The sequence below is a fragment of the Bartonella sp. CL70QHWL genome, assembly GCF_042194855.1.
In the GTDB taxonomy this organism is placed as follows: domain Bacteria; phylum Pseudomonadota; class Alphaproteobacteria; order Rhizobiales; family Rhizobiaceae; genus Bartonella.
Window position 1 is genome coordinate 87,514 of sequence record NZ_JBHINJ010000007.1, and the last position, 24,858, is coordinate 112,371.

At 37.0% G+C, this 24,858-nt stretch carries 20 protein-coding genes and 1 tRNA gene; 9 read left to right on the plus strand and 12 right to left on the minus strand.

All coding sequences use genetic code 11. The features are described 5' to 3' along the window. Positions 1 to 254: 254 nt before the first annotated feature. A complete protein-coding gene (locus ACFIJZ_RS04820) occupies positions 255 to 1,475 on the minus strand; it encodes an MFS transporter (RefSeq protein WP_273790812.1) in 1,221 nt (406 codons plus the stop codon). A gap of 769 nt (positions 1,476 to 2,244) precedes the next feature. Here ACFIJZ_RS04820 and ACFIJZ_RS04825 point away from each other — a divergent pair. Next, positions 2,245 to 3,084, plus strand: a complete 840-nt coding sequence (locus tag ACFIJZ_RS04825) for a DUF1460 domain-containing protein (RefSeq protein WP_375631193.1) — start codon at positions 2,245 to 2,247, stop codon at positions 3,082 to 3,084. A gap of 1,292 nt (positions 3,085 to 4,376) precedes the next feature. Here the strand turns inward: ACFIJZ_RS04825 and ACFIJZ_RS04830 are convergent. Then, positions 4,377 to 5,285 carry a cation diffusion facilitator family transporter gene (locus ACFIJZ_RS04830; RefSeq protein ID WP_375631194.1) on the minus strand — a complete coding sequence of 303 codons (909 nt, stop codon included), beginning with the start codon at positions 5,283 to 5,285 and terminating at the stop codon, positions 4,377 to 4,379. A gap of 768 nt (positions 5,286 to 6,053) precedes the next feature. On the opposite strand from ACFIJZ_RS04830, the gene ACFIJZ_RS04835 reads away from it, so the two are divergent. Continuing rightward, the gene (locus ACFIJZ_RS04835; protein WP_375631195.1) at positions 6,054 to 6,863 is read left to right on the plus strand and encodes a TrmH family RNA methyltransferase; all 810 of its coding nucleotides are present in this window, start codon (positions 6,054 to 6,056) and stop codon (positions 6,861 to 6,863) included. 280 nt (positions 6,864 to 7,143) lie between these two features. Here the strand turns inward: ACFIJZ_RS04835 and mnmA are convergent, their stop codons facing one another. Next, positions 7,144 to 8,367: a tRNA 2-thiouridine(34) synthase MnmA gene (gene mnmA / locus ACFIJZ_RS04840; protein WP_375621388.1), complete on the minus strand. Its 1,224-nt coding sequence runs from the start codon at positions 8,365 to 8,367 to the stop codon at positions 7,144 to 7,146. Between the two features lie 379 nt (positions 8,368 to 8,746). On the opposite strand from mnmA, the gene ACFIJZ_RS04845 reads away from it, so the two are divergent. Continuing rightward, positions 8,747 to 9,022 carry a DUF1153 domain-containing protein gene (locus tag ACFIJZ_RS04845; protein ID WP_273790817.1) on the plus strand — a complete coding sequence of 92 codons (276 nt, stop codon included), beginning with the start codon at positions 8,747 to 8,749 and terminating at the stop codon, positions 9,020 to 9,022. A 146-nt stretch (positions 9,023 to 9,168) separates the two neighbouring features. Here ACFIJZ_RS04845 and ACFIJZ_RS04850 read toward each other — a convergent pair whose 3' ends face one another. Beyond that, complete coding sequence (locus ACFIJZ_RS04850) at positions 9,169 to 9,555, minus strand: flagellar export protein FliJ (protein ID WP_273790818.1); 387 nt, start codon at positions 9,553 to 9,555, stop codon at positions 9,169 to 9,171. A 565-nt stretch (positions 9,556 to 10,120) separates the two neighbouring features. Here ACFIJZ_RS04850 and ctrA point away from each other — a divergent pair. After that, on the plus strand, positions 10,121 to 10,822 hold the full coding sequence (ctrA, locus tag ACFIJZ_RS04855) for a response regulator transcription factor CtrA (protein WP_273790819.1): 702 nt from the start codon (positions 10,121 to 10,123) through the stop codon (positions 10,820 to 10,822). A gap of 223 nt (positions 10,823 to 11,045) precedes the next feature. Here the strand turns inward: ctrA and chpT are convergent, their stop codons facing one another. After that, the gene (gene chpT, locus ACFIJZ_RS04860; protein WP_375631196.1) at positions 11,046 to 11,684 is read right to left on the minus strand and encodes a histidine phosphotransferase ChpT; all 639 of its coding nucleotides are present in this window, start codon (positions 11,682 to 11,684) and stop codon (positions 11,046 to 11,048) included. Between the two features lie 213 nt (positions 11,685 to 11,897). Here chpT and ACFIJZ_RS04865 point away from each other — a divergent pair, with 213 nt between their 5' ends. From ACFIJZ_RS04865 to ACFIJZ_RS04875, 3 genes are read left to right on the plus strand one after another with little or no spacing between them, the layout of a single operon-like run. Then, positions 11,898 to 12,494, plus strand: a complete 597-nt coding sequence (locus ACFIJZ_RS04865; RefSeq protein WP_273790821.1) for a DUF1134 domain-containing protein — start codon at positions 11,898 to 11,900, stop codon at positions 12,492 to 12,494. Positions 12,495 to 12,521: 27 nt separating this feature from the next. Continuing rightward, the gene (locus ACFIJZ_RS04870; RefSeq protein ID WP_375631197.1) at positions 12,522 to 12,908 is read left to right on the plus strand and encodes a hypothetical protein; all 387 of its coding nucleotides are present in this window, start codon (positions 12,522 to 12,524) and stop codon (positions 12,906 to 12,908) included. Then, positions 12,898 to 13,164: a hypothetical protein gene (locus ACFIJZ_RS04875; protein WP_375631198.1), complete on the plus strand. Its 267-nt coding sequence runs from the start codon at positions 12,898 to 12,900 to the stop codon at positions 13,162 to 13,164. Before ACFIJZ_RS04870 ends, ACFIJZ_RS04875 begins: the two co-directional genes overlap by 11 nt. 325 nt (positions 13,165 to 13,489) lie before the next feature. Here ACFIJZ_RS04875 and ACFIJZ_RS04880 read toward each other — a convergent pair whose 3' ends face one another. Both ACFIJZ_RS04880 and ACFIJZ_RS04885 read right to left on the minus strand, forming a co-directional pair. After that, positions 13,490 to 14,608: a DegT/DnrJ/EryC1/StrS family aminotransferase gene (locus ACFIJZ_RS04880; protein WP_375631199.1), complete on the minus strand. Its 1,119-nt coding sequence runs from the start codon at positions 14,606 to 14,608 to the stop codon at positions 13,490 to 13,492. A 49-nt stretch (positions 14,609 to 14,657) separates the two neighbouring features. Continuing rightward, positions 14,658 to 15,614, minus strand: coding sequence for a Gfo/Idh/MocA family protein (locus tag ACFIJZ_RS04885; RefSeq protein WP_375631206.1), 957 nt, complete (start codon positions 15,612 to 15,614; stop codon positions 14,658 to 14,660). A gap of 163 nt (positions 15,615 to 15,777) precedes the next feature. Here ACFIJZ_RS04885 and ACFIJZ_RS04890 point away from each other — a divergent pair. Then, a tRNA-Met gene (locus tag ACFIJZ_RS04890) sits at positions 15,778 to 15,854 on the plus strand. A 367-nt stretch (positions 15,855 to 16,221) separates the two neighbouring features. On the opposite strand, the gene ACFIJZ_RS04895 is transcribed toward ACFIJZ_RS04890, so the two are convergent. From ACFIJZ_RS04895 to ACFIJZ_RS04915, 5 genes are all read right to left on the minus strand, one after another. After that, on the minus strand, positions 16,222 to 17,223 hold the full coding sequence (locus tag ACFIJZ_RS04895) for a phage late control D family protein (protein WP_375631207.1): 1,002 nt from the start codon (positions 17,221 to 17,223) through the stop codon (positions 16,222 to 16,224). Continuing rightward, a complete protein-coding gene (locus ACFIJZ_RS04900) occupies positions 17,223 to 17,477 on the minus strand; it encodes a tail protein X (protein ID WP_273791366.1) in 255 nt (84 codons plus the stop codon). Before ACFIJZ_RS04900 ends, ACFIJZ_RS04895 begins: the two co-directional genes overlap by 1 nt. After that, positions 17,474 to 17,950 carry a phage tail protein gene (locus ACFIJZ_RS04905; RefSeq protein WP_375631200.1) on the minus strand — a complete coding sequence of 159 codons (477 nt, stop codon included), beginning with the start codon at positions 17,948 to 17,950 and terminating at the stop codon, positions 17,474 to 17,476. Before ACFIJZ_RS04905 ends, ACFIJZ_RS04900 begins: the two co-directional genes overlap by 4 nt. 156 nt (positions 17,951 to 18,106) lie before the next feature. Next, positions 18,107 to 18,481, minus strand: a complete 375-nt coding sequence (locus tag ACFIJZ_RS04910) for a hypothetical protein (protein WP_375631201.1) — start codon at positions 18,479 to 18,481, stop codon at positions 18,107 to 18,109. A gap of 754 nt (positions 18,482 to 19,235) precedes the next feature. Continuing rightward, entirely contained in the window at positions 19,236 to 20,366 is a 1,131-nt protein-coding gene (locus tag ACFIJZ_RS04915; protein WP_375631202.1) for a metallophosphoesterase, read from the minus strand. A 775-nt stretch (positions 20,367 to 21,141) separates the two neighbouring features. Here ACFIJZ_RS04915 and ACFIJZ_RS04920 point away from each other — a divergent pair. Continuing rightward, positions 21,142 to 24,858 (plus strand): beta strand repeat-containing protein (locus ACFIJZ_RS04920; protein WP_375631203.1); only part of this gene is annotated, 3,717 nt, incomplete at its 3' end.

Genomic DNA, 24,858 nt, shown 5'->3' on the forward strand with positions numbered 1-24,858 from the left:
TTGTTTTCAATATGCTGCTGCATTAGCACTGGATATTAATTTGCAAGCAATAGAAAAAATACGGACTCCCCTATACAAACAATATCACAAAATAAAAAAAATTATTTGCACTAAATGAGAAGGATATATCGATATTTTATATAACACTTTGTTAAACAAATATCACAAAAAACTTTCTGCCTATAAAATGATACATTTTGTTTATCTTGTGCATTCTTCTAGCAAAATAGTACGTACCGGCCTCTCTCAACAAATTAACGTACCCGCAAGGCAAAAATAACTGTCGCAACGACAAGAAGAAAAAAGCCTCCAACAAAAGGAGCACCTGAAAAATAAAACAGTGCATTTTTATCTGTAAAACATTCAAAAAGAAACACATAAAAAACAGAACCAAATGTTAAACTTAATGAAATAACAGATGTCATCGCTCCTTGCAGTTCTCCTTGTACATTTGTCGGTACCTGCGCTGAAGCAATCGCACGTATAGGTGCATGAACAAGATATTCAAGCATTGTACACATACAAACCATATAAACCATCCACCCCTGCGTCGCGAATGTATAGCCCAGCATAGCAACGGAGGCAAACAAAAGCCCCACTATAACAATATGCCAATCACTCCATCGTTTAGAAAAATAAGGCAAAAAGAGAGCGACTACAATAAATTGGCCTATCCCAAAAACACTATAGGAGAGTCCAATAGAAAAAGAACTCCAATCATAGCGTTCTTTTGCAATGAACGCCCAAATGCTTAACCATACAGATTCCGCAAACCAATAAAGAAAAAAGACCAATAACACCCAAAGAACCATCGGATATTGTTTCAGGTGCCAAAAAGCACCTAAGGGATTTGCCCGCTTAATATCAAAAAAGCGCCTATTCCATAAAGAAAGGGTTTCTGGAAGCATAACCCAAGAAAAAATAAAATTAATGAGTGAAAAACCAACAGCAAAATAAAACGGAATACGCGGACCAAACTGACCTAAAAAACCACCAATAAACGATCCTAAAATAAACCCCAATGCGGATGCAATGCCTAACAAACCAAAATTGCGTGTACGGGTTTTATCATCAGATATATCCGCAAGATAAGCTGTACAAGTTGCAAAACTAGCGCCACTTATCCCTGACAAAAGACGCCCGATAAATAACATAGAATAGCTCCATGCTATAGCACATATGAGATTATCAAGAGCAAAGCAGATAATAGAGAGAAGCAAAATAGGACGACGACCATAACGATCAGAGAGATTGCCAATAACAGGAGCAAACAAAAACTGCATCACTGAATAAGCTGCAAGTAATTTTCCTCTTTCTACAAAAGATGTACTGACCTCTTTTCCAGTTAATTGAGAAAAATATTCAGGCAAAACAGGACAAATGATCGCAATACAAAGAATATCTAACAATAAAGTGATGAACACTAAAATGAGCCCACGCTGAACAAATTTCGGATTGAGCATTTGGTCTTGCATAACATACACACTATTTTACGCATACAATGACTCCCCCCGCTATATTTTAACTCCCTTTTCCTTTTAAAAGTATTCTATACCGTATACTTTTCACATACAAAATAATAACAAAGTAAAAATTTAAGTAAGAGTCAAGATAAAACTGTAAAATTACGTTTTAATTGGTGTATCTTTAGTTGCTATCTCATTGTCAAAGAATAAAAATTTTTTTTGCATTATACGAACAAAATATTTGTGCGACAAACTCATGAACAAAATTTCATGAAACACAGAGTATTTCCAATAGTTTTAGAGACATTACGATGAATTTTATCAGACATCATTTTCCCCTCTCATCCCACCGTTTTCAGGAATCTCAATTCCATTGGATACGTTAGATATCCTATAGTAATTGAAACCTTTTAAAAGATAAGCTCTTAAAAAATTTTCTTACCCTCAGAATATGCTATAAAGTTAAAGCAGCAACACCAGAATAGCTTAACAACGTAAAAAGCTCATCATATTTTTAAAAATATTTATTTGACAATAATTTTGATTAAAAAATAAGTATATTATAGAGAAAAATCCTTTAATTCTATAATCTTAGAAAAGATTCATATCGTTTGCAATTTGTGTAACCTTAAAAACCATGATTTTATCTTTATATTCATTGATACTCTTAATGATTGTATGCTAGCATTAAATCTAACGATGATCATGATAAGCATTTAAAAAATAGCACTTTTAGAAATAGTTCGTCATGAATTTTTAATTCAAAATGGTGTATAAAATGCGAAAAATATCCCTATTAATTCTCATATTAATGTTGGTAACAGGATGTGATGTTCAGGATTCTGATTCACAAGAGAGTACTGTAGAAAATAAAATAAAAATACAACAAACAACCAACGTAAACCTAGATCCCTATACTCTAAATAAATTAAATGCTCTTCTCAAAAAACGTTCAGAAACAAATTATCAGGAAAAAGGGGCACTAATTGACTTTCTTTCTGAAGCTTTTTTAGGGACACCTTACCAAGCAAATATGTTACATGGCTCAGAAAATACACCAGAAAAACTGATTATTGATTTTAGAGGCTTAGATTGCTTCACTTATCTGGATTATGTTGAAGCATTGCGCAAATCAACATCCCAAACAGAATTCATAAATAACGTCATAAAAACGCGTTATATTAACGGTAATGTTCATTTTTTAAATCGGAAACATTTTTTTACGGATTGGGCTTATAGAGAATATAAACTCGCCACTGATATTACCGCTGAAATAAGTCCCCATGCGGTAAAAATAGAAAAATATCTCAATAAAAAAGCTGATGGTGGAAGCTATCTACCTGGGTTGCCAGTTGTGAAACGCACAATAACGTATATTCCAAGTAACTTTATTAATGAGGAGGTTATAGGTCGTTTACAGTCTGGTGATTTCATTGGTATTTATACGAAACTTGCTGGATTGGATGTAACACATGTGGGCTTCTTTATCATGACAGATAGAGGGCCAATGTTAAGAAATGCTTCTTCACGAAAAGAAAACGAAAAAGTCGTTGATTCTCCTTTTATGAATTATGTTGAAAAAACACCAGGAATCATTGTTTTAAGAGCTCTTGAATAACATCATAGCGATATGAAATATCTTCTCTATTCTTAAAATATATACTGTCGTTATTCAGTTAAACATCTAACTTCGTTCAAGCTATACGGATACAATATATTTGTTTACAGTTTTAAGAGAAAAAAGTCGTTTTGATCTAACTTTGTTTATAAGTATGACAAAATCATTTTTGGAGAAATCACGGATTTGTAATCACTTTTACTGGTTGAACGATAAAGACAGAAAAGACTCTATTATAGTATCACGCTTTCCTTTCATATTCTCAACCAAGAGTTATCTTTAGATTACCGCTAATCTGATCTTTACGAATATAACGCAAAAGACACAAACGAACGTTTGTAAAAATAAGTAAAAGTAAAGCCAGATATGTTTGGTGGTTGTTTCATAAAGTATTCTATAAAAATTCGATCTACCTCTCTAATTTATTGCATATAAATTTTTGACTTTATAGCTTTTTTTCCTTATAAAGTCTTTGCTTTTTGTTATTATCTATAAATTAAAATAGCCCTGATATAGCAGCATATTATGATTAGGATGCACCAGTACTGTACGAGTCCTTGTAAAATTTTGATGCCAGATTGGAATGAAAATATGAAGGCATCAATTAAAAACCAGTTTCTATCTTTAGCATCATTCTTTAGTTTAGCTTTACAATTTTCTACAGTAACGACAATAATATCCTTTAAAGAGTAGAGTTATGAGCATGATTTTTGTTTTTTCATCTTTTAATGAGTCCCCCATCCTTCATGCAATAAAGAACACTCTAAACAGAACACATTGTATCGATAAAACAACACATTTATTAGCAACAATAATGACGATTAATCTATGATCACAAACTTTAAAACCCTATTCATAACTTTTATACAAAATTTATAATTAAATCTCATTAAACTTATTACGAAGGCTTCACTCCTCCTCGCCCTAAGAAACGAAACATCTACTCCCGACAGTCTGTAAACGATCCGTTTTCTTAAATGGATTTAAGCTGCTAACCATTTCATGAGATTCACTTACAAAAGAATACACCGGCAAGTCCTATTTTGAATATTTACTCCATACTCTAAAAACACTTAATAGATCAAATTTTATATGCCTTATCTCACCACACCTTAAATGACAGTGTTTTAACGAAATAGAATAAATCTTGCCTTAAATACTCTGTTTAACCTTGTATACTTGATTGATGCAAAAATTAAATCAACAAAAGAGCATCATTGTATTTTCGAGAGGTATGAATCACCCCATCATAAAAAAACAGTCTAACATAACAGACAATTTGAAAAATCTTTTTATATAAAAGGGATTACCGTTGTACCGGGAGGCAATTTTGCCTCATCTTCAGGCTCGACATGAATAGAAATACGCACATTATCAAATTCTTTTTGAAGAACAGCTTCGATTTTATCACAAATTTTATGTGCTTCTCCTACCTGCATTACAGCAGGCACAACCAAATGAAACTCTATAAAAGTAACCCTCCCAGCAACACGCGTCCGCAAATCATGGACCTCAAGCGCACCCGATGCATTTGCAGAAATCAGCTCCCGAATCCGCATGCTTTCATTCAATTCAACGCCAACATCCATTAACCCCTGAACAGCATTTCTAATCACCTTCCAGCCCTGTAAGAGAATATTAACGGCAACGATTATCGCTAAAATTGGATCTAAAGCTCCCCATCCCCCGACAAAACCGGCAATCAAACCAATTAAAATTGCAAGCGAAGTAAAAACATCTGTTATAAAATGCACTCCATCAGCTTTAAGAGCCGGTGAGCGATGGAGTTTTCCCTGCCAAATAAGAACCATTCCCCACATACAATTTATGACAGTTGCAATAAGATGAATAACAAGCCATATTCCAGGTTTCTGCAACAATTTAACGGTAGAAAGAGCTATCCATGCTTCTCTTAAAATAACAATTGCGGCAATAATAATGAGTACCCCTTCAAGAATTGCGGAAAAATATTCCGCTTTATGATGCCCAAAGGGATGATCATGATCTGCTGGCTTCATACTCACTTTAACAGCCCACCATGCTGCCAATGACGCAAGGATATTAACAATTGATTCCAATGCATCAGAATAAAGTGCAACCGAACCTGTGATGTGATATGTCCAATATTTCAAAGCAAAAACAATACACGCAATAAAAATAGAGTATAAAGTCAAGCTTTGTATATTGATTTTTACATCCATGAACCTCATCCTTTTCTTCACGAAATAGGGAATTAATATTTTCAACCATATCATTATACTTTTGGCATAACGACGATCTTTCCTCAATATTACAGAAGCTTCATCATACAATAAACGCCTCAGCTCACCATTATTATCGTAAAAACTGCTCAGTTACACGAACAGCATCAATAAATAAAGAAGAGAGAAAATAATAGAAAAAAGAGCTTTCCCAAGAGCAATCAAACACATAACCTTCATTATTAATCGTTTTCTGAATAACTTAAAGCCATCTCACTTCTCATAAACGAAAAACTTGTTTTTGCTCAAATCTATCATGATCATGCATTATTTTTCAGTCTTATGATGTGCATTATACCCCATTTATAAGCCATCGTTGCACCATAGAAAAAATATCTTAGCACTCTACGGTAACTTTACAGGTCAACTGGATTTTAAAATATGATTTACTAAAAAATTTAGATATAAAAAGAAGAACAATGATTACCCTCAAAAAAAAAGAATCTGGGCATTGGGGACCCAGATTCTTTTCCCTTAGAAATTAAGGGCATACAGAACTTGGGAAATAGCGGGGACCCAAGACACTGCACCCGATACGAGAAAAAATATATGATTCCGTATCAGTATTTTTACATTATACCTATGGTTGCATATTGTCAATACAAATTCTACCATAAGTTTTAAAATAATGTTTTTTTATCTCTTTTTTTTAAATAAAACAAATTCTAACATCTGGAAATCATAAGAAAAAAGCACTAAAAATCTCGCATGCATTTGAATATCACAACAATCAATGAAACAGATGATCCACGCCTAAAAGCCTATCATAATATCCGTGAAAAAGATCTTGTTGAACGGCAACATCAATTTATTGCTGAAGGCAAAGTAACATTGTCCGCATTACTACATTCGAAAGAGTTTTCTGCCATCTCACTGCTCATCGTAGCAAACCGTCTCTCTGGACTTCTACCGCTTTTAGAAAAAACACAGCCTCTATGTCCCATTTATTGCGTTCCACAAAAAGTTATGGATAATATCACCGGCTTCCATGTTCATCGTGGTGTTCTGGGTATTGGTAAACGCAAAATACTGCCATCCTTACAAAGTTTTTTACAACATCTTCCAGAAAAAGCTTTGATTCTTGTTTTATGTGGTATCTCGAATCACGATAATATGGGATCAATTTTTCGTAATGCAGCAGCCTTTGCCAGTAATGGCATTATTGTCGACAAAACCTCATGCGATCCACTTTATCGCAAATCAATAAGAGTGTCTGCCGGCGCTGCTTTAAAAGTACCCTATACGCAAAACGCTGATATAGATGACATTATAGCTGCTCTAAACGATGAAAACTTTCATCTTTATGCACTCTCCCCTTCTGCCTCACACACTCTCAAGCAAGCCAACAAAACCAAAAGAATAGCACTTATTTTTGGAACAGAAGGCGATGGCTTACCACCCCATATACTACAACAATCAAACACCTTACGTATTCCCATGACTGACGGTTTTGACAGCCTTAATGTTGCCACAGCCTCAGGTATTGCACTTGCTCATTTTACCAACTTTGACCACTAAAGATGATAACACTTCAAGTTATAAAACATACCCAATGTTGTATGTTATCTATCAGTCTCCAATAATATTGCCGTCCCCTAGCCTTTGAAAGCATTGATAAAAAACATTTTTACATTTTCTTTATCATCACTTTCCACACCCTAACCCCGCTTATGACGTGTAAAAGATATAATTTTGATGGATTCAATCATAAAACAAACTTTCAATGAGAAAATCTTCCGGAAGTCCCTCATTCAAGTTTAAGATTAAAAAATATCATTATAAATCAATTTACTATGCTTTATAAAGCTGTTGTTTTTAGTTCTGAGGAAACAGGATCTTTTGTTTCGAGATTGCATAAAACGCGCTTCAACATCATTTCAGTATCAGCTGCACGTTCTGAATGTGTTACAAATCCTCCCCCAAGAATACGCGCCTCATGACCATTTCCATCATAAAGAACGCAAGCTTGCCCTGGTGCCACACCATTTTCACATTCCAATAAATCAACGGAAAAAATACCTTCTTTATAATGTAAGCGCGCAAGGTGAGGAGGACGCGTTGAACGCACCTTTACAGCCACCTCAATACCTTGAGAAGGGAAATTATCTAACGACTCATCACCAAGCCAATTCACATCACGTAAAAAAAGCTTATGCGTTTCTAACATTTCACGCGGTCCAACAATAACACGTGCATTTTCCACATCGAGATAAACCACATAAAGCGCTTCACCCGTTGATACCCCAATACCACGACGTTGACCAACCGTATAATTAACAATTCCCGAATGTTTACCTAAAATCTTTCCATCAATATGGACAATAACGCCAGGATTAGCTGCTTCTGGACGCAGTTTTGCGATAACATCTGAATATTTTCCTTGTGGAACAAAACAAATATCCTGACTATCATGCTTATTGGCAACCACAAAGCCCATTTCTGCTGCCATTTCACGAACGCGGGCTTTTGGAAGATCACCAAGTGGAAAACGCAAATAATCAATCTGTTCTTGTGTCGTTGCAAAGAGAAAATAACTCTGATCACGATCATTATCGAGAGGACGAAAGAGTGCTCGATGCGCTCCGTTGGAACGCGAACGAATATAATGTCCCGTAGCCAAAGCATCTGCCCCCAATTCGCGTGCCGTTGCTAATAAATCAGCAAACTTAACCGTTTGATTACATGCAATACATGGTACTGGGGTCTCTCCATGAGCATAACTTTCTGCAAAAGGATCAATAACAGCTTCGCGAAAGCGCTTTTCATAATCAAGAACATAATGAGGAATTCCTAGTGTTTCTGCAACGCGGCGTGCATCCTCAATATCTTGTCCTGCACAACACGCCCCCACCCGATGCGTTGCTTCCCCATGATCATAAAGCTGCAACGTAATGCCAATAACATTATACCCTTCCTTTTTCAAAAGACCTGCAACAACCGATGAATCAACCCCCCCCGACATTGCAACAACAATGCGAGAATCTTCAGGTTGTCCTGGTAAATCAAGACTGTTTAAAAACATGTATTCATTCTCTATTTACTGCTCTGTTTAATGGCTACCCATATGTTGACATTCTGATGCACGCTCTTCAGCACTTTTACACGATTGATTGTCTTTATATTATTTTTTTATCCTTTCCACAACCATAGGCATTACTTTCTTAAGAGCTGCTGCAAACAAAAAAAGAATGATGGAAATAAGGCATAATGGCAATCGTTTAGGAGAAATCCTTTTTTGCTCTTTTGAAAAATCCGGTAAAATATTGCAAGAATCTCTTCTACACACTTCAACTTGAGCTTCTTTTTACATAATTAATTTTTTCTTTCAGCGCTTTTAGCTCTTTTTTAAATTTCATGCTCTATAAACGAATCAAGTCCTTGACTAAAGGTAGAGGATACGAATGAGCAACTTGATAAAAACACAAATGAAATATGTTATTGGGCCAGATGGAAGTCCGCTTACAATTGCCGACCTACCGCCGCAAACAACACGGCGCTGGGTGATTCGTCGCAAAGCTGAAGTTGTTGCGGCTGTCAGAGGTGGATTGTTAAGTCTTGACGAAGCGTGCCACCGTTATACTTTGACTGTAGAAGAATTTCTTTCATGGCAAAGTTTAATCGATGAACACGGTTTAGCGGGATTACGAACGACCAAGATTCAACACTACAGGCATTAAGTTGCCATTGATTACGATTTGATAACATAAAGCAATCTATAAAACAGCCAAACTTGATAAAAGTTTGGCTGTTTTATACTATATCCAAAAGATAAACCTGAAAGAATGGATTCTTCAATAATTGCTTTTATTAGCCAACCATTGAATTAGCCAACCATTGAATTAGATTGAATCAAAATATCCTTATCATCCGCAACAATCTTCTTTTCTCGTGCTTCCAAAAGCTGTGCACGTTGCAGCTCTGTATTAGCTTCATGGAGAGCAATTTCAGCGTTTGTTTTTTGAAGTTCTAAATCACGAATTGAATTGATCAGATTATCACGTCTTTGCCGCGCTGCACGCGCAAAAGCAGAATAAGCAAAATGGTGAACATCATTGTTTCCAGATTTACGTTCTTCATGAGTAATCTGTGCTTCCAACTCTAACACCATTCGTTCAAATTCTGCGATCATCATCTCAAGCTGTGCAATTTCACGGCGCTTTCCACGCACTTGAAACATCCTCAATCGCACCATATTTTCTCGTGGCTTCATACTCACTACTCCTTGATTGCGCCAACTCAAAACTCGCATTCACACCCAATAAATATCTTTTAGTTATATGTCTATCCGACAAAAACAGTCTATTAACTTGAAATTATAATAATTTTTGCCTTGCATTAAAGCATCTGAAAATACAATCTGCTTTAAAGAGCAATAACTATTTCTTTAACTTTTCCCCCCATTATAAATGAAGAGGTTTAAAGCTCAGTAAATAAACACTGAAATTGTAAAAAAGTAATTTATAACGCTCTTTTACAAATTTTTTTTAAGTTAAAGTTTATAGAAAAAGCCCTTCTTTGTTTATTATGTTAAAAAATATGGGATTTTTCTAAAATAATTTTGTAGCCTCTTTCAAAAATAAAAATATTTTGTTAACCACTATCATGGATAGTGGGGAATTTAGTAGTGATTGTTACGCGTACTACTGAAATGTTCATAAACACTTTGTCATAAGTGTTTGATTTAATGAATTGTTTTTATAACAGTGGTTTTGCTAACTGATATAAAATAGAAATGCTCCTTATGATTCGTGAAGGAGCAAAGTGAGGGATCTAAAATGCGCGTATTATTAATTGAAGATGATAGAGCAGTTACTCAAAGCATTGAGTTGATGTTAAAGTCGGCTAACTTTAATGTTTATATCACTGATCTGGGTGAAGAAGGTATCGATTTAGGAAAACTCTATGATTATGATATCATTTTGCTTGATCTGAATTTGCCTGACATGTCAGGGTATGATGTCTTGCGGACTCTAAGATTGGCAAAAATAAAAACTCCTGTCTTAATCCTTTCTGGTATGAATGCCATTGAAGACAAGGTTCGTGGTTTTGGCTTTGGAGCAGACGACTATATGACGAAGCCTTTTCATAAAGATGAGCTCATTGCACGTATCCATGCAGTTGTTCGTCGTTCTAAAGGACATGCACAATCGGTTATTGTTACCGGAGATCTCACCGTTAACCTTGACACAAAAACTGTCGAAGTTGCAGGGCGCCCTGTTCATTTAACCGGTAAAGAGTACCAAATGTTAGAGCTTCTCTCTTTACGCAAAGGTACCACCCTTACCAAGGAAATGTTTCTCAATCATCTCTATGGTGGAATGGATGAACCAGAACTAAAGATTATCGATGTTTTTATCTGTAAATTGCGGAAAAAATTGGAAGCAGTCTCTTCTAGTGTAAATTACATTGATACAGTTTGGGGACGTGGTTATGTATTACGTGATCCAGTTGAAGAGAACGTACGAAAAACCGCTTAAGCAGTGAACATGCACATTGTAAAATCTCGGAGTCTAGCGGGCCGAGATTTTTTCCCGAGATCTTTTCTCTGTTAAAAGTAGAAAACTCGCACACCAAAAATCTCATATAGAAAGCGCTTAAAGCTTAAGAAGTAACCACACCAAATTTACACATATAACCTTATCGCTCATAAATTCAATCGAAGCCACTTTTCCCAACACAGCTTAAGCGCTTCTCTCTTATTCAAAGCTTTTTTATACTTTCTAAAACAATACAACCATCACTTTCATCAATATTTATTTTCATCTCTGTCATCTGAGCAAGTAACATTGTGTAATAAAATTGGATGACATGTGCATCAACAAGCTCTTCTTGAACTTTTCCACGGAATAACGCAAGAAAATGAGGGGGTATACGGAGAGTTCTACCGAAAACCTCAAATCGAAAAGAACGCTTATTTTCTTCTTGCAAAATCATAACAACAATTTCACCACCACGAGAAACTGTTGCATTTGCAATCAATAATAAATTAAGCAAAAGTTTAACTTCATCTTTTTCTAACAATAAAGAAGAAGCTTGCCATTTTAAAGTTGCTTTTTCTTCTTTCATATATTGTTGAGCAACCTGCTCTGCAGCCCGTGTATCTATTTGTCCTCCACTTGCACCAGCAAAACCAAAAGCCAATCGCGCAAATTGTAGACGTGCAGCAGCACTTGCAACGGATAAACGCACCAATTGTAAAGCATCTTCTTCAGCTCCTCCTTCATCATAAAGCTCCATTGCATTTTGAATAGCCCCCACAGGTGAAATCAAATCATGGCAAATACGACTACAAAGCAAAGCAGCAAGATCCATAGGCTTCAAAGAAATATCTAACGTCATAATGATTGAAAACTCCTAGATTCAAAAAAACAAACTTTATTTTAAAGAAAAACTCTTAACATCTGATGCATAATAGGAAATATTAACAATCATGCTAAAAAATCAGAAATAAATTCAAGAATTTAAATAACCTTATATCTTATTTTTTATTTGAATAGCATGAAAATTCTAATATTATCTTTTTGTTTATCACTAATAAAAGGAGAAAACTCCATGGCTCTCTCTCTGCTCAAATACTGGTACAAAAATATTATATCTTTAATCTTCCTTTTATTCATCACCATAAACACCACACATGCTCAACTAAAACCAATAGAGCAAAACGAGCCTCATTATTCACTCCAAGAAATTATTGATTCTGGTCATATTTTTTTTGGAAAAACAGCCAGTGGTTTGGCTGTTGCAATTCAAAATATTTTTTCAAAATACGGTTATCCCAATGCCTATATTTTAGGAGAAGAAGCTTCTGGTGCCTTTTTTGCTGGATTAACCTATGGCGAAGGAAGGGTTTTTACCAAAAGCTATGGTCAACATAAAGTTTTTTGGCAAGGTCCCTCAGTAGGATGGGATTTTGGCGGCCAAGGCTCCCGTTTAATGATCTTAGTTTACAATCTTAATGGCATAAATAATTTATGGAGACGCTATGGTGGTATTTCAGGTTCGGCCTATTTAATTGCAGGTGTTGGTTTTCATGTCCTAAAATACCATAATACCTTGTTAATCCCAATACGTACAGGAGTCGGCGCACGCCTTGGTATCAATGTAGGATATTTAAAATTAACACCTAAACCGACATGGAATCCGTTTTAAACGTATTCTTATTTGAAAAGGGGTATTATGCTTATTCAATCATTTCTTTTTTTTATACTCGGAGTTGCTTTCACTTCTTGGTTACTGGTGCTTTTATCTCCTTTTATTTGGCGGAAAGCCGTTCATTTTGCATATAAAGATGTTTGTGCGAAAATGCCATTATCACTCGCGGAAATAGAAGCAAATCACGATTTTCTTCGTGCACAACATGCTGTAGAATTAGCAAACAACCAACAAAAGTATGAATTTTTGCAAAAAAAATATGCCCAACAAAAAATACAACTGAGCCAAGTAACAGAACAATTTTATCGGCTATGCCTCCCCACAAAAGATACTCTCACCAAAGAAGCGATAGCAATCAAACAAAATATCGCCACACTACACACTTTCAAAGGAAAGAAAAATGATGCGTGAAAAAATCGCACTCTATCAGCAACGCTTACAAAAAATCCAAACTCATGAGCTTGACCCGACTGCTAACCACCAATTGCTGGAAGAACTCCGTGAAGAAACAAAAGAACTTGCAGCAACATTGGCAGCTCAAATAGCGCTACAAGAGGGGAATACATCACCCATCAACACATTGATTCAAAAATCAAAAAACAAAAATGACCTAGCCTCACGTATTCGCAAAAAAATAACTTTTCTCTCCCAAAGCCCTGTTAAATAAGTTATCTTTTAAAACACCTTAAATGAAGAGTAAAATCAACAAAGGTTCATTGTAACTTTCATACCCCAAATCCTTTTTATTAAACGTGACTTTTCTGCTAAGCTAAAGGACAAAGTTTTTTAGCCCATACCGTTCTGTTAAAAAATATCTTCTTGTCTAGCAGATTCACTTGCTAATCATATCTCCGCTCTAAAGAACAACATTTCATAGGTTCTAGAAAGCAAATAATACCAAAGACATTGGTCACATACTCTAACAAAAAATACCTTCTAAGATGGATCACCAATAGAGATTTGACCATAATTTTAAGGATAAAAATACGCTCTCAAGAGTGATAAAAATCTCTTATTTTTTTGATAATCATATCCTGATCCGTTTGTGTCAAGTAAGGATGCATTGGTAAACTTAAAACACACTCTCCCAAAGACTCTGAAACAGAAAGGGAATCTTTTACATAAGGGAAGTGTTTATAAGCTGGCTGTTGATGTAAAGGAGTTTTATAATAAATCATTGTAGGGATAGAATTTTTTTGTAAAAAATCTTTTAATTTATCCCGTTCTTTTACCTTAATCGTATATTGTGCATAAGCAGAACGAATATTTTCTCCTATTTCTGGAACTGTAACAATATCTCTTAAGCCATTGGAATAGCGTTGAGCAATTTCTACACGCTTTTCCATTTCATCTTCAAAGATCACAAACTTTTCTAGTAAAATTGCAGCCTGAATGCTATCTAGGCGCGAATTCATACCAATACGTACATTGTCATATTGCGTTTCACCTTTACCATGAAACAAAATAGAGCGTAAAAGTTTTGCAAAATGATCATCATTGGTCATCATAGCGCCTCCATCGCCATAACATCCTAATGGTTTTGCAGGATAAAAACTTGTAGCAGCCACATCACCAAAAGCACCACACATAGTATTACCGCTTCTCCCCCCCATAGATTGAGCAGCATCTTCAATTACAAAAAGATTTTCCTTGGCAGCCACTTGAGCAATTTGCACATAGTCAGCAGAAAGCCCAAATAAATCAACAGCAATAATAGCCTTTGGCTTTAGACGTCCTTCTTTTTTTATCATTTCGATAGCGTGAGAAAGTTTTTCAACATCAATATTGAATGTATCAGGTAAAACATCGACAAAAACAGGTTCAGCCCCCACCAAAGCAACCACTTCAGCCGTTGCTGAAAATGTAAAACTAGGACAAAAAACAGCATCCCCTAGACCAATATTTTTAGCCATAAGAGGCATCTTCAAAGCATCTGTTCCATTAGCACATGCAATCACATGTTTAACGCCAAGATATTCTGCCAATTTCTCTTCAAATTCTGTTACTTTTGGCCCCAAAATATACTTACCACTAGCGACTACATGCGCAATTGCAGAATTAATTTTATCTTCAATACGCGCACGCTGCGCCCCAAGGTCGATGAATTGCATATTAACTCCATTGATCATCACAAGAATGCAAAAGCGCTACCTATCTCTTTTATCTATCATAATTGACATCAGCAGCTGTTAAAATCCGTAAAACAGCAATAGCATCATCACCATTTGTACGAGGTGATTGACGCGTTTCAATACAATGAAGGAAATGCCGTAATTCGCAAGTAAGCGGCAAGTCTTCACAAACATCAATATAATTCAGCTCATCCATGCTAAAAGCCCACTCTTGATTTTCTTTCCAAACGGCAAAATGGTGCATTGCCAATTTACGACTCCACGGTTCCATATCATCAAAAACGAGTATAGCCTTTGTTCCAACAACAGTTAAACGCCTCTCACGATAAGAGCTTAAGCGTGAAGTAAAAAGATGACTACGCACACCATTTGGAAAAATCATATGAATATGAGAAAAATCAGAAATCTGATCAACGACAGCAGCCCCCTCACCGCGAATTTCGGAAGGTTCGCATCCTGTCAACGCCAAAATCATTGAGAGATCATGAGGGGCAAGATCCCATAAAGCATCACTGTGTGTGTGAAATTTTCCAAAGCCTAATCTATGAGAATAAATATATCGCACATCTCCCACATCTCCGTTTTTCACCAATTCACACATTTTTTCAAAAGCCGGATGAAAACGTAAAATATGGCCCACCATAAAAACTCGCTCATAGGCCTCAGCCTCCTGAACTTGGCGTTTAGCATCAGAAACATTCAAGGCTATTGGTTTTTCCACCAAAACATCTTTACCATTTTTAACAGCACGGAGCACATTTTGCGTATGCAATTGTGGCGGCAACGCTAATACCAACGCATCAATATCTCGATGAGTAAAAAGATCATCTGGTGTAACAACCTCTACACCATACAGTGTTGCAAAACTAGCAGCACGATCATTATCAATATCAGAAACTGCTGCTAAAGCTCCGAGAGAGTGGAGTGTCCGTATATGATTTTCACCCCAATGACCGCATCCTAAAACCGCTACACGTGGCACCATTTTCATGCCTTACCTTACTTTATCATATAAAATTACACTTTTACATATCGAGGATAATATAGAATGACAAGAGAAAAGCTTAAAAACGATGCTTGACATCTTACTATTCTACCCCTTATATCCGCAAAAGATATAATTATTGACAATTATGATTGCTTATTTTGGCGGAGTAGCTCAGTAGGTTAGAGCAGAGGAATCATAATCCTTGTGTCGGGGGTTCAAATCCCTCCTCCGCTACCATTACTTTTTTATTGTGTGTAGTTTGTCAGCAGTGTAGCTTGCCTGTAGCTTGCCAGCGGGTTTTGTATATTTTGACACTAGTTTTTGTACCAATTCATTTTTTTTCAAAGAGTTTTAAAGGGGTTCTCAAAGGGTCATCAAAGACCTTTAAAAGGGTATTTAAAGCTCCTTTTTCTTTTCTACTCAAAATCGCAATTTGAGATGATCAACTCCTTGAGTTGGAATCGCATTATTTGAGAAGCAGCATTTATAAGATGTAATGACCTCTTTTAGTCAAATTGACTGATAATTTTTCTGTATCCTAAGCACATTAATTAAAAAGAGAAGCATTTAAAGAATTCGGTCAAGTTGCCCCTTTGATTTTCTGTCACTCAGAGGTTTCCTTTTCTCCTGCCTCTTTTCCCTTGTTTGGTGCCTCAAAGGTGATTTCTGTTGTGTATCCGCTTTGTTTTTCATAGCAGTGGGTAACGGTAGCGGCTTTCCATGGCCCATTGATTTGCCCACGGAACCCTTGCAATAAAAGAGGTTGATCCGCCATGACTTCGGGACGCCCCTCAATGGTCAAAGAACCACTGCCTACAGCACGACACAACCTGTCCGACTCGGAAGCAGCAGCAGCTCGTGCTTCCTCCTCACAAGTGTAACAAGTGCGAAGACGCCGCACGGGACCGCTAAACCCTGTCTGATGTTTGACTTGGCATTGCTGCCCTTTTGAGCGATCAAAATAAGAAGCTTCAATGGTGCCATATTGCGTACGTGGCTCTAACGTAAATTCCCAGTTGGAACAGTCGTACTTATGGATTGCTAATGCTGGTAAATTATCTCCGCTTAAAAACAAAAACTTATTGTCTTTGATTAAAAAACGTGCCCGCATGCGATCGGCAAGGCGGGTTAAAAAATCAACCGCCGATTGATCTGTACGAATCACATAAGGCAAAGTTTGTTGAGTGAACTGAGGACTGACCTTTGCTTGATAGCCATGGCGTTTGGCCAGTGTCTCAACAATCTCACCAACAGTTTTGTGATCAAAATGCTCACTCACCTGTTCTTTGAGCTCTTTACGCATCGAGGCACTTTTGCCACAAAGGCGCAAAATCTCTCCATCACTGCCACCACAACTTACAACCGATTCGACAACAAAACACCCCATAAATGCACTGATGCTGTTCTCATAACCAAAGATCACCTGTAGCGCACTATTGCTTGAGGGAACCTCTAAATCATTACCACTATCATCAAACTCTGCTTCAAATGTATCGGCTTCATTCCCGGCATGGTCCGTAATCGTTGCGGTTAAAAGACGCTGGTAAAAAACCTCATGAACAGGTTTGTCTCCCACCTTGACCACAATAAAAGGGTGTGTACGCATTAATCCCATAACCGCTTCACCATGCTGTTCTTTTCTTGGCTAACAAATTCAGGCAGAATGACCTTTAAGCCCCGTGGTAAAAACACACCATATTTGGCAATCTCTGGATTAGCTTCCAGTGTGGCTTCTAAATAGCCTTTGAGTAAACCAGCTTGCCTCCGGTCTCCTAACACAGCCATGACATGGTGAAAGCAAAGGAGATCGAGGCTCATATCCTCTAGCTCTACAATAACGCGCTTTTTGGGTATCTTCATGGGGTAGGTTCCTCTTGGTAATACCCCATTTGATATTGTCTCTCTTGGTATTGTCCTTGTGGTTTTCCGCCATTAAAAAAGGGCAAGAGCGTAATGGAATAGCGGATGCGCTGGGATTGACCAGAGCGACTGATATAGTCGTGGTCTTTATTGATCGTAGTGATTACTACGGGTCCATGGAGAAGGACACTATAGGTCGTATCATTAATCCAACGAAGCATCTGGACCGGCTTTGCTCTTCGGATAGTTGTAGTGATGGCATCTATTGCTACCCGGTCACCAAATTCTTCTGGAAACCAAACCCCATGAATGGTCTTTGCATCATTGCCATAGCTGGTAAATTGCAAACTGGGTGCCTTGCCAAAACGCTCCATACAAACCCATGAGGCAGAAAACTCTTCTTCAAAAGATTGGAAATTCAGCCAATCCACATAAAATTGATGCGGTCCTAACATCATCAAAGGATCTCTCATAGGCTCCCTCCCATTGATTGTATCCCTTCCAGCACGTCATCTCTTTCGAAACGTATCATTGCATCTCTCCTACCATTGCGCCCTCCTAGCACTTCATCCCTCCCCTCATTGTGTTCTTTCCAGCACGCCGTCTTTTCCCTTATTCTGTAACCCGTATCATTCTGTCCCGCCATGCAGGGCATTAGCACGTGCCCGTTGAATGGCATGGGCAACCGCACGACCAGTGACAACAGGATCACGGGCGCCATTGACATGCACCGTGACATTTTGATTGTGTGTGATGGTGGAGCGCTCTTTGCCTTTTGCTTCTGTGAAAGGGGAATTTGCACGCCCCGCCCCCGCAAATTGTGGTATGGGCTGAATGGCTGTTTTACCCCCCAAAAAACTTGGCAAAAACTCTCTTAAATTAATGGACCCAATCCACCCCTTAATGCGATGAGGCAAAGATTTACAAAAATCTGTCAGTTGTGAGATGGTGCCCATAAAACCATCGACAATCGAATTAGCCAGATCTTCGCCCGCTTGTTCCATACCAGCCTTGGCACTCTCCGAGAGCTTTTCGCGGGCAAAAAAACTCTTTCTAAACTGAAACTTCTTAAAATCCCCTTTTTACACCTCTCTCAAAGCAAAGATAAAACTGCCAAGACACGTGAGAGTCATCTAAGGATAATTGCATGAGACCATAACAGCTATAAACAGACTCCAATATTTGTATCATATTATTGTAACGATTTACTTACGTATAAAAGAAGAAGATAAAATTGTAATACAACTAAAAGTTCATACGATTAATCAAGAGAAATTATACAGCATCACAAAACATCAATTGTTTGAAGATTATAAGTAAAAAATTGATCAAAATAAAAAGCTTTTCTTATGAAAAAGAAAAGTGTTGCCCATGAGTAGATATTATAAGCTCTAATAAAGGGCATAACTTAATAATTATACCGCAACAAATTAATAAAAACAGCCTTCTTGATGATTCTGGACAACAAGTGCTAGCAAATTATGAACACACCCTTGACAAACTCCCCTTTCTTCAAAGATGAAAGCCTAAAAAGAAAAAATAGAATAACAAACCATTATTCTGCTTTGTATTAAAGCTCAGTTCACATTAAACCATTGCACTTATAGCGTATAACCTGAAATCTTAGCAGCTTTGAAAAAAATATGTCTGATTTTTCACTCTATTTCTAAGTAACATTTAGACACTCCTACTGCTCTTCAAGTCCGCACATATAATACGTTTTTTCCCTCATGCTTTAAGACAAAGAAACAAATCCTATTATAACTTACTGCAACTTGCCGAAAATTGAGTGTCTTTCCCTATAACACCAAGATCTTTAATTAAAAGCGGTTTTCCTATTTCTCCATTATAGGCTTTAACGTGAATGGTCTTGCCTTTCACATCTAAGAGGTAATAATCTCCATTAAAAAGCGCACCAGCTGTATATATAGGGATATTTCCAAAAACCTTATCATTTTTCGCACGGCAATAAGACTGATAATGCGTGTGACCCACGAAGATTGCTTTAACATTATGAGAGGTAATAATTGACTTAAAGACCGACAAATCTTTAGCATTCTTTTTACGAATAAAAAAGGATTCACCATCAATGGAAGCAGCACGCGCATCATGAAAATTAATGATTGTCACTTTACCTCTTGCATCAGCAGCAGCTAAATCGTTCCTAAGCCAATCTAAAGATTTATTGATTTGCACTTCTGTAGACTGCCCCTTCAAACCAACCGTATAGCTTGGATAATTGTGAAGCTGCACATAGTGAACATCTCCATAATCCCAAGAATAACTCAAACTCCCCCTTATCGAGCGAATATTTCCACCCGAAATGGGAACCAAGCTTTCAGTAACATCTGCATTGAAATGCGATAATTGACTACGGTATTTTTTGATTTCCGATACCATTCTTGAAACTGCACTTATAGCACAAGCATCTTTGTAAAAACTGAATTCTTGAGGATTTGTACAATTACCAACATTATTGGCATAATCGTGATTCCCTAGCCCCTCATAGACAGGTGCTCCAAGAGTTTTATAAACATTTTCATAATCATCATAGTTTTTTTGTTGTCCAAACTCCGTCAGATCACCATTGACAATATGGAATGCAGCCTTGTGCGCTTTTATCACACCAGCAACCTGCTCATTTATCTTTAACCATGGCTCTCTGTTTGATATTCCATTGGCATCACCAGAGTTTAAACGCCACGGTTGCGGATCAGCCATAATGATAGCAGTATAATTTTTTGTAAGAGACTTTTCTTTCATAGACCAATCCATGAATGCATCATGATGAAGCCTCTTGTCTCTTTTTATTTTTTCAGAATCAAGATTAAAACAACCAGAGAGAGTAAAAGCAATCACGGTGATTACCAATTCAACTTTATATCTCATAAACCTATCACCATAAAAACGTTACATATTTTTTATATTAAAAAATTCCTCAGAGACAATTTTTTTAGATTTTATTGTCAAAAATATGTCAAAAATTCGAAATAACGAAAGCAATGATCCTTCAATGAAGGTGCACTTTGATGATATAAAAGCACTGTTGATTTCAAGCCTTCAACTTCAAGAACTTTAATTGATTAAGATTTATAAGCTTGGGCTCTGGCTCTTTCAAATGTCATCGATACATCAACAGCTTATAAAAACTTAGTCGTATACTATTAAAATATCCCCAACAGGAGAAAAAATATATTCTTATACTAGAGTGCCAAACTCCTTTGGATATCAAGATCAATTATATTATAATATTATGATAAATAAGGTATAAATAATCAAAAGTGCTAGCAACAGTGTTATAGTATTACCGTCATCATTCACTTTGATAAGCTATAAAAATGCAGAAATACTACATAAAATACTATTATTACTTTATAAAAAATAATATAAATTATGTAAAGTATAATAATAATAGTTATAATTTCTATAATGTAGATTTACAATAAATTTAATTATATAATATAAATCATTACAAGCACATTGTGTGTTAAATATAAATTCATACAAATTTAATATTATTTATTTTTTAATTTTGACAAAAAATCAAAAATGTCTTACCAAATAAAGAAAATTATCGAAATTAATAACAACTATCCATTTTCACTTCTTCTTATGAAGTTTGCGGGGAAATGAATATTTGGGGGCTCTCATAAGGAGAATACTGGTGTATAAAACATCCCTTTTATCATGCACGGCTGCGGCTGCTATCATCCTATTCAACATCCAGTTCACTGCACATGCTGAAACTCTTGGCGTTGCCAACGAAGAAAAAGATATATCCGGAAAAACGTACGAGACTATTTATGTAAAAGACAAAGGAAAAATCACCGGCAGTACTGTAACTGTAACTGGAAATGAAAACACAAATACAGACACAGGTAGCGATAAATATGTTGTAACAGTTGAAGGTGCTAACAGTGCGCTTGAATTAAATGGCTTAAATATTCAAGGCACTGATTCTGATGTTCGTTTCGGTATTTCTGTAAAAGACGGCGCTAACATCAACCTGACCGGGGGGAACATTACAGCTTCTCAAACTGGCGTTTATATTGATGGTAGTAAGAATAGTAGAAGTATACTGCAAAATGTAGTGATATCAGATAATAAAAATGAAGCATCATCACTCCTTGGAATAGAAATAAACAACGAAAGTTTAATTACTTTAGAAAATGTAACAGTTAAGCAAGCAGAAACTGGTATACTTGCGGATGACGTTTCTCAAGTTATAGTATCCGGAGGATCATTCGAGGGTAAAATGGATGGCGTATATGCTATGGGCGGCACCACCATTACTGTAGATGGCGGTGCTAACATTACCTCATCTAATGGTAACGGACTCCATGCCGATGATGAAAATACCACCATAAAAATGACTGGAGGAAGCGTAACTGGAAAAGACGCAGCATTGTATACAAACGACGGTGGTCATATTAAAGTCACGGGTGGTACTCTAACAGCAAAGGGAGATACCACAAGTGCACCTACTACAGAAGGGGATAATCCTGCATCTAATAAGGGTACTAAAATTGAGAGTGGATTCGGCGCCTTGTCTCAAGGTGAAAACAGTGTGATTGAATTGTCTGATACAAAGATCAAAGATGCTACAATCGGGTTGAAAACACAAGAAAGTGGCGCAATCGCAATGACTGGGGGAAGCATTACAGCGTCCAAAGTTGGTGCATTCTTTTTGGATAGCAAAAGCAAAGAAAACGAACTGAAAGATGTAGTGACATCAAGTGGGAAAGATGATGCGCCACTAATCAATGGAATCAAGGCAACTAACAGTAATGTCACTTTAAATAATGTAACAGTGACTCAAGCAGCAGCCGGTATATTTGCAGATCATGATTCGACAATAACAATCTCGGGAGGATCATTTCATGCACAAAATACAACAATATCTGCTCAAAACGGCAGCGCCATCACTTTAACCAACAATGCAAACATTACATCATCTGATAACGTTGGACTCTATGCAAACAGTTCAAACTCCTCCATCAGCATGACGGGAGGAACCGTCACGGGGAAAGGTAATGCATTGGTTGCTGAAAATGGTGCCCATATTACTGTTGCAGATGTAACCCTAAAAACAAATGATAGCGATAAGTCATCTGGTGTATTTTCTAATGGTGAAGGCAGTGTAGTTGAATTGCTTGAGGGAACAACGATTAGTAATAGTGAAATTGGACTTACAACAAACGATGGTGGCGCAATAAACATGACTGGAGGAACCATTAAAACTTCTCTAGTTGGTGCCAGCTTCTTAAACAGTAACAGTGGTGAAAACAAGCTAGAAGGTGTGAAGATATCGAATAGTAAAGACGATGCGCTACTAAACTTTGGAATAAAAGCAGACAAAAGTACCGTTGTTTTAAATAATGTAGAAGTGACTCAGGCAGCCGCCAGTATAGTTGCAAATGATCACTCAACAATAACGGTCTCAGGAGGATCATTTAGTGGACGTGATGTAGGAGGAAGCGCCGAAGCCAGCAGTACGATTATCTTAAAAAACAATGCTAACATTACATCATCTGATGGCGGAGGACTCCTTGCAGACGGTTCAGGATCTAAGATCATAATGATGGGAGGATCCGTAGCCGCGAACGAAACAGCGTTATTCGCAATCAACGGAGGGCATATTGATGCCACAGATGTTGCTCTAAAAACAGAGGGAAAAGGAAACGGTGCATTTGTAAGTGGCAATGACAGCACAATTCAATTGCATGGTGATACAATAATTAACAATACTTTGGGCGGCCTTGGAGCAGTTGACGGTGGTAAAATCACCAGCAAAGATTTAACAATAATCGGTGGTGAAGCACTTGACGGCCCCGACAACGAACGCACTGGTATATGGACATCGGACTCTGGTAGTGAAGTTAGGTTAATGGGCAAAACAACCATTCAAAATGTTGATGAAGGGTTTTATGCAGACGGTGGAAGTAAAATCATTAGCGGAGATTTAACAATAACTGGTGGTGAAAGTAAAAAACAAACCGTTGCTGTAAACGTTGAGGAACTTGGTAGTTTAATTAAGTTAAATGGTAAAACAACCATTCAAAATTTTAATGTTGGTCTTTTTGCAGGAAATAATAGCACAATTAAGATGGTTAATGGCGCTATTGATGCTAATTCCAAAGGCCTAGATACCCAATCCGTCGCCCTTCAGAATGGGAAGCAAAATAAAATAGAAGCAAAAAAAGCTGCAATGGTTGTAATAAATGGCGGACATATTGATCTGACAGATGTTTCTGCCACAGCAGAAGTTGCCGGTTTACAATTCGCAACTTTCTCCGATAATAATCCGAATAGCTCGCATGATCCACAAAAATATCATAGTAATGAGATCAATCTGACCAATGCAGATGTTCACGCTGAAAATGGTACTGGAATTTTTGTTGGAGCTTTTACTAACACAAACATGGAAGATATTCCAGGTTTGTCAATCGGTACAGTCAATCTCAAAAATTCAGAAATCCATGCTGATGTATTGTTAGGAGATGGTCTTTTCGAAGATCCAAAATCTTGGAAAAATGACAATTATTGGAACAATAAAGAGGTTAAAGCGATCTCCAACGGCACCTTCACATTAAGCGCTGATCATTCAACTTTAGAAGGCAGAGCAAATATTTCTAAAGACAGAAATGTACGTTTTGATCTAAAAAACAAGACACAATGGATCGTAAAAACCAGCGCAACAGAACTCAATGCTGATGGCAATCTGCTTGATATCGCTCAAAGATCTCGTTCTGATATTTCCACGCTTAATCTCAACAATAGTTCTATTATCTTTAATGGACCAACAGAAGATCATTATCACACATTGCATATAGGATCTGGTAAACCAGATACGCAAGAAGTCTACAACGCAACGGGTGATGCAAAGATTTACTTCAACATTGCTTGGAGTGATGGCGTAAAAAGTGCCGATCAAAAAACCGATAGACTTCTGATCCACGGTGATGTCTCAGGCTCCACAACAGTTTATATCAAAAGCGATTCAGGAGATGAAAGTAGTGTAGTAAATGCTGCTGATCCTTCCAATATAGGTGGCCTCTCGCTCATTCAAGTATCTGGAAAAGCACAAGAAGACTCTTTCAAACTCGAGAATGGCTATACCACAAGAAATCGTTTGCCTTATAAATATACGCTAACGGCCTATGGACCAGAGTCAAGCCACGGTACAGCCGATGTTGCACAAAGCCTCTTTGATGAAAAGAATGAAAATTTCTGGGATTTCCGCTTACATAAAGAAATTCTTGAAACGGATTCTGGTTCTGGTCCAAGTGTGATCGTCCCTGTAGCACAAACAGCAAGCTATTTGGTCATGCCAAATGCTCTCTTCTATAGTGGATTAACCGATATGGCTAAACAAAACGCA

What these genes read in the sequence shown, in the direction of transcription:
- ACFIJZ_RS04820 (WP_273790812.1), bottom strand. Translation starts at nt 1,475, where the DNA reads ATGCAAGACCAAATGCTCAATCCGAAATTTGTTCAGCGTGGGCTCATT.
- ACFIJZ_RS04825 (WP_375631193.1), top strand. Translation starts at nt 2,245, where the DNA reads ATGCGAAAAATATCCCTATTAATTCTCATATTAATGTTGGTAACAGGA.
- ACFIJZ_RS04830 (WP_375631194.1), bottom strand. Translation starts at nt 5,285, where the DNA reads ATGGATGTAAAAATCAATATACAAAGCTTGACTTTATACTCTATTTTT.
- ACFIJZ_RS04835 (WP_375631195.1), top strand. Translation starts at nt 6,054, where the DNA reads ATGCATTTGAATATCACAACAATCAATGAAACAGATGATCCACGCCTA.
- mnmA (WP_375621388.1), bottom strand. Translation starts at nt 8,367, where the DNA reads ATGTTTTTAAACAGTCTTGATTTACCAGGACAACCTGAAGATTCTCGC.
- ACFIJZ_RS04845 (WP_273790817.1), top strand. Translation starts at nt 8,747, where the DNA reads ATGAGCAACTTGATAAAAACACAAATGAAATATGTTATTGGGCCAGAT.
- ACFIJZ_RS04850 (WP_273790818.1), bottom strand. Translation starts at nt 9,555, where the DNA reads ATGAAGCCACGAGAAAATATGGTGCGATTGAGGATGTTTCAAGTGCGT.
- ctrA (WP_273790819.1), top strand. Translation starts at nt 10,121, where the DNA reads ATGCGCGTATTATTAATTGAAGATGATAGAGCAGTTACTCAAAGCATT.
- chpT (WP_375631196.1), bottom strand. Translation starts at nt 11,684, where the DNA reads ATGACGTTAGATATTTCTTTGAAGCCTATGGATCTTGCTGCTTTGCTT.
- ACFIJZ_RS04865 (WP_273790821.1), top strand. Translation starts at nt 11,898, where the DNA reads ATGGCTCTCTCTCTGCTCAAATACTGGTACAAAAATATTATATCTTTA.
- ACFIJZ_RS04870 (WP_375631197.1), top strand. Translation starts at nt 12,522, where the DNA reads ATGCTTATTCAATCATTTCTTTTTTTTATACTCGGAGTTGCTTTCACT.
- ACFIJZ_RS04875 (WP_375631198.1), top strand. Translation starts at nt 12,898, where the DNA reads ATGATGCGTGAAAAAATCGCACTCTATCAGCAACGCTTACAAAAAATC.
- ACFIJZ_RS04880 (WP_375631199.1), bottom strand. Translation starts at nt 14,608, where the DNA reads ATGCAATTCATCGACCTTGGGGCGCAGCGTGCGCGTATTGAAGATAAA.
- ACFIJZ_RS04885 (WP_375631206.1), bottom strand. Translation starts at nt 15,614, where the DNA reads ATGGTGCCACGTGTAGCGGTTTTAGGATGCGGTCATTGGGGTGAAAAT.
- ACFIJZ_RS04895 (WP_375631207.1), bottom strand. Translation starts at nt 17,223, where the DNA reads ATGCGTACACACCCTTTTATTGTGGTCAAGGTGGGAGACAAACCTGTT.
- ACFIJZ_RS04900 (WP_273791366.1), bottom strand. Translation starts at nt 17,477, where the DNA reads ATGAAGATACCCAAAAAGCGCGTTATTGTAGAGCTAGAGGATATGAGC.
- ACFIJZ_RS04905 (WP_375631200.1), bottom strand. Translation starts at nt 17,950, where the DNA reads ATGAGAGATCCTTTGATGATGTTAGGACCGCATCAATTTTATGTGGAT.
- ACFIJZ_RS04910 (WP_375631201.1), bottom strand. Translation starts at nt 18,481, where the DNA reads ATGGAACAAGCGGGCGAAGATCTGGCTAATTCGATTGTCGATGGTTTT.
- ACFIJZ_RS04915 (WP_375631202.1), bottom strand. Translation starts at nt 20,366, where the DNA reads ATGAGATATAAAGTTGAATTGGTAATCACCGTGATTGCTTTTACTCTC.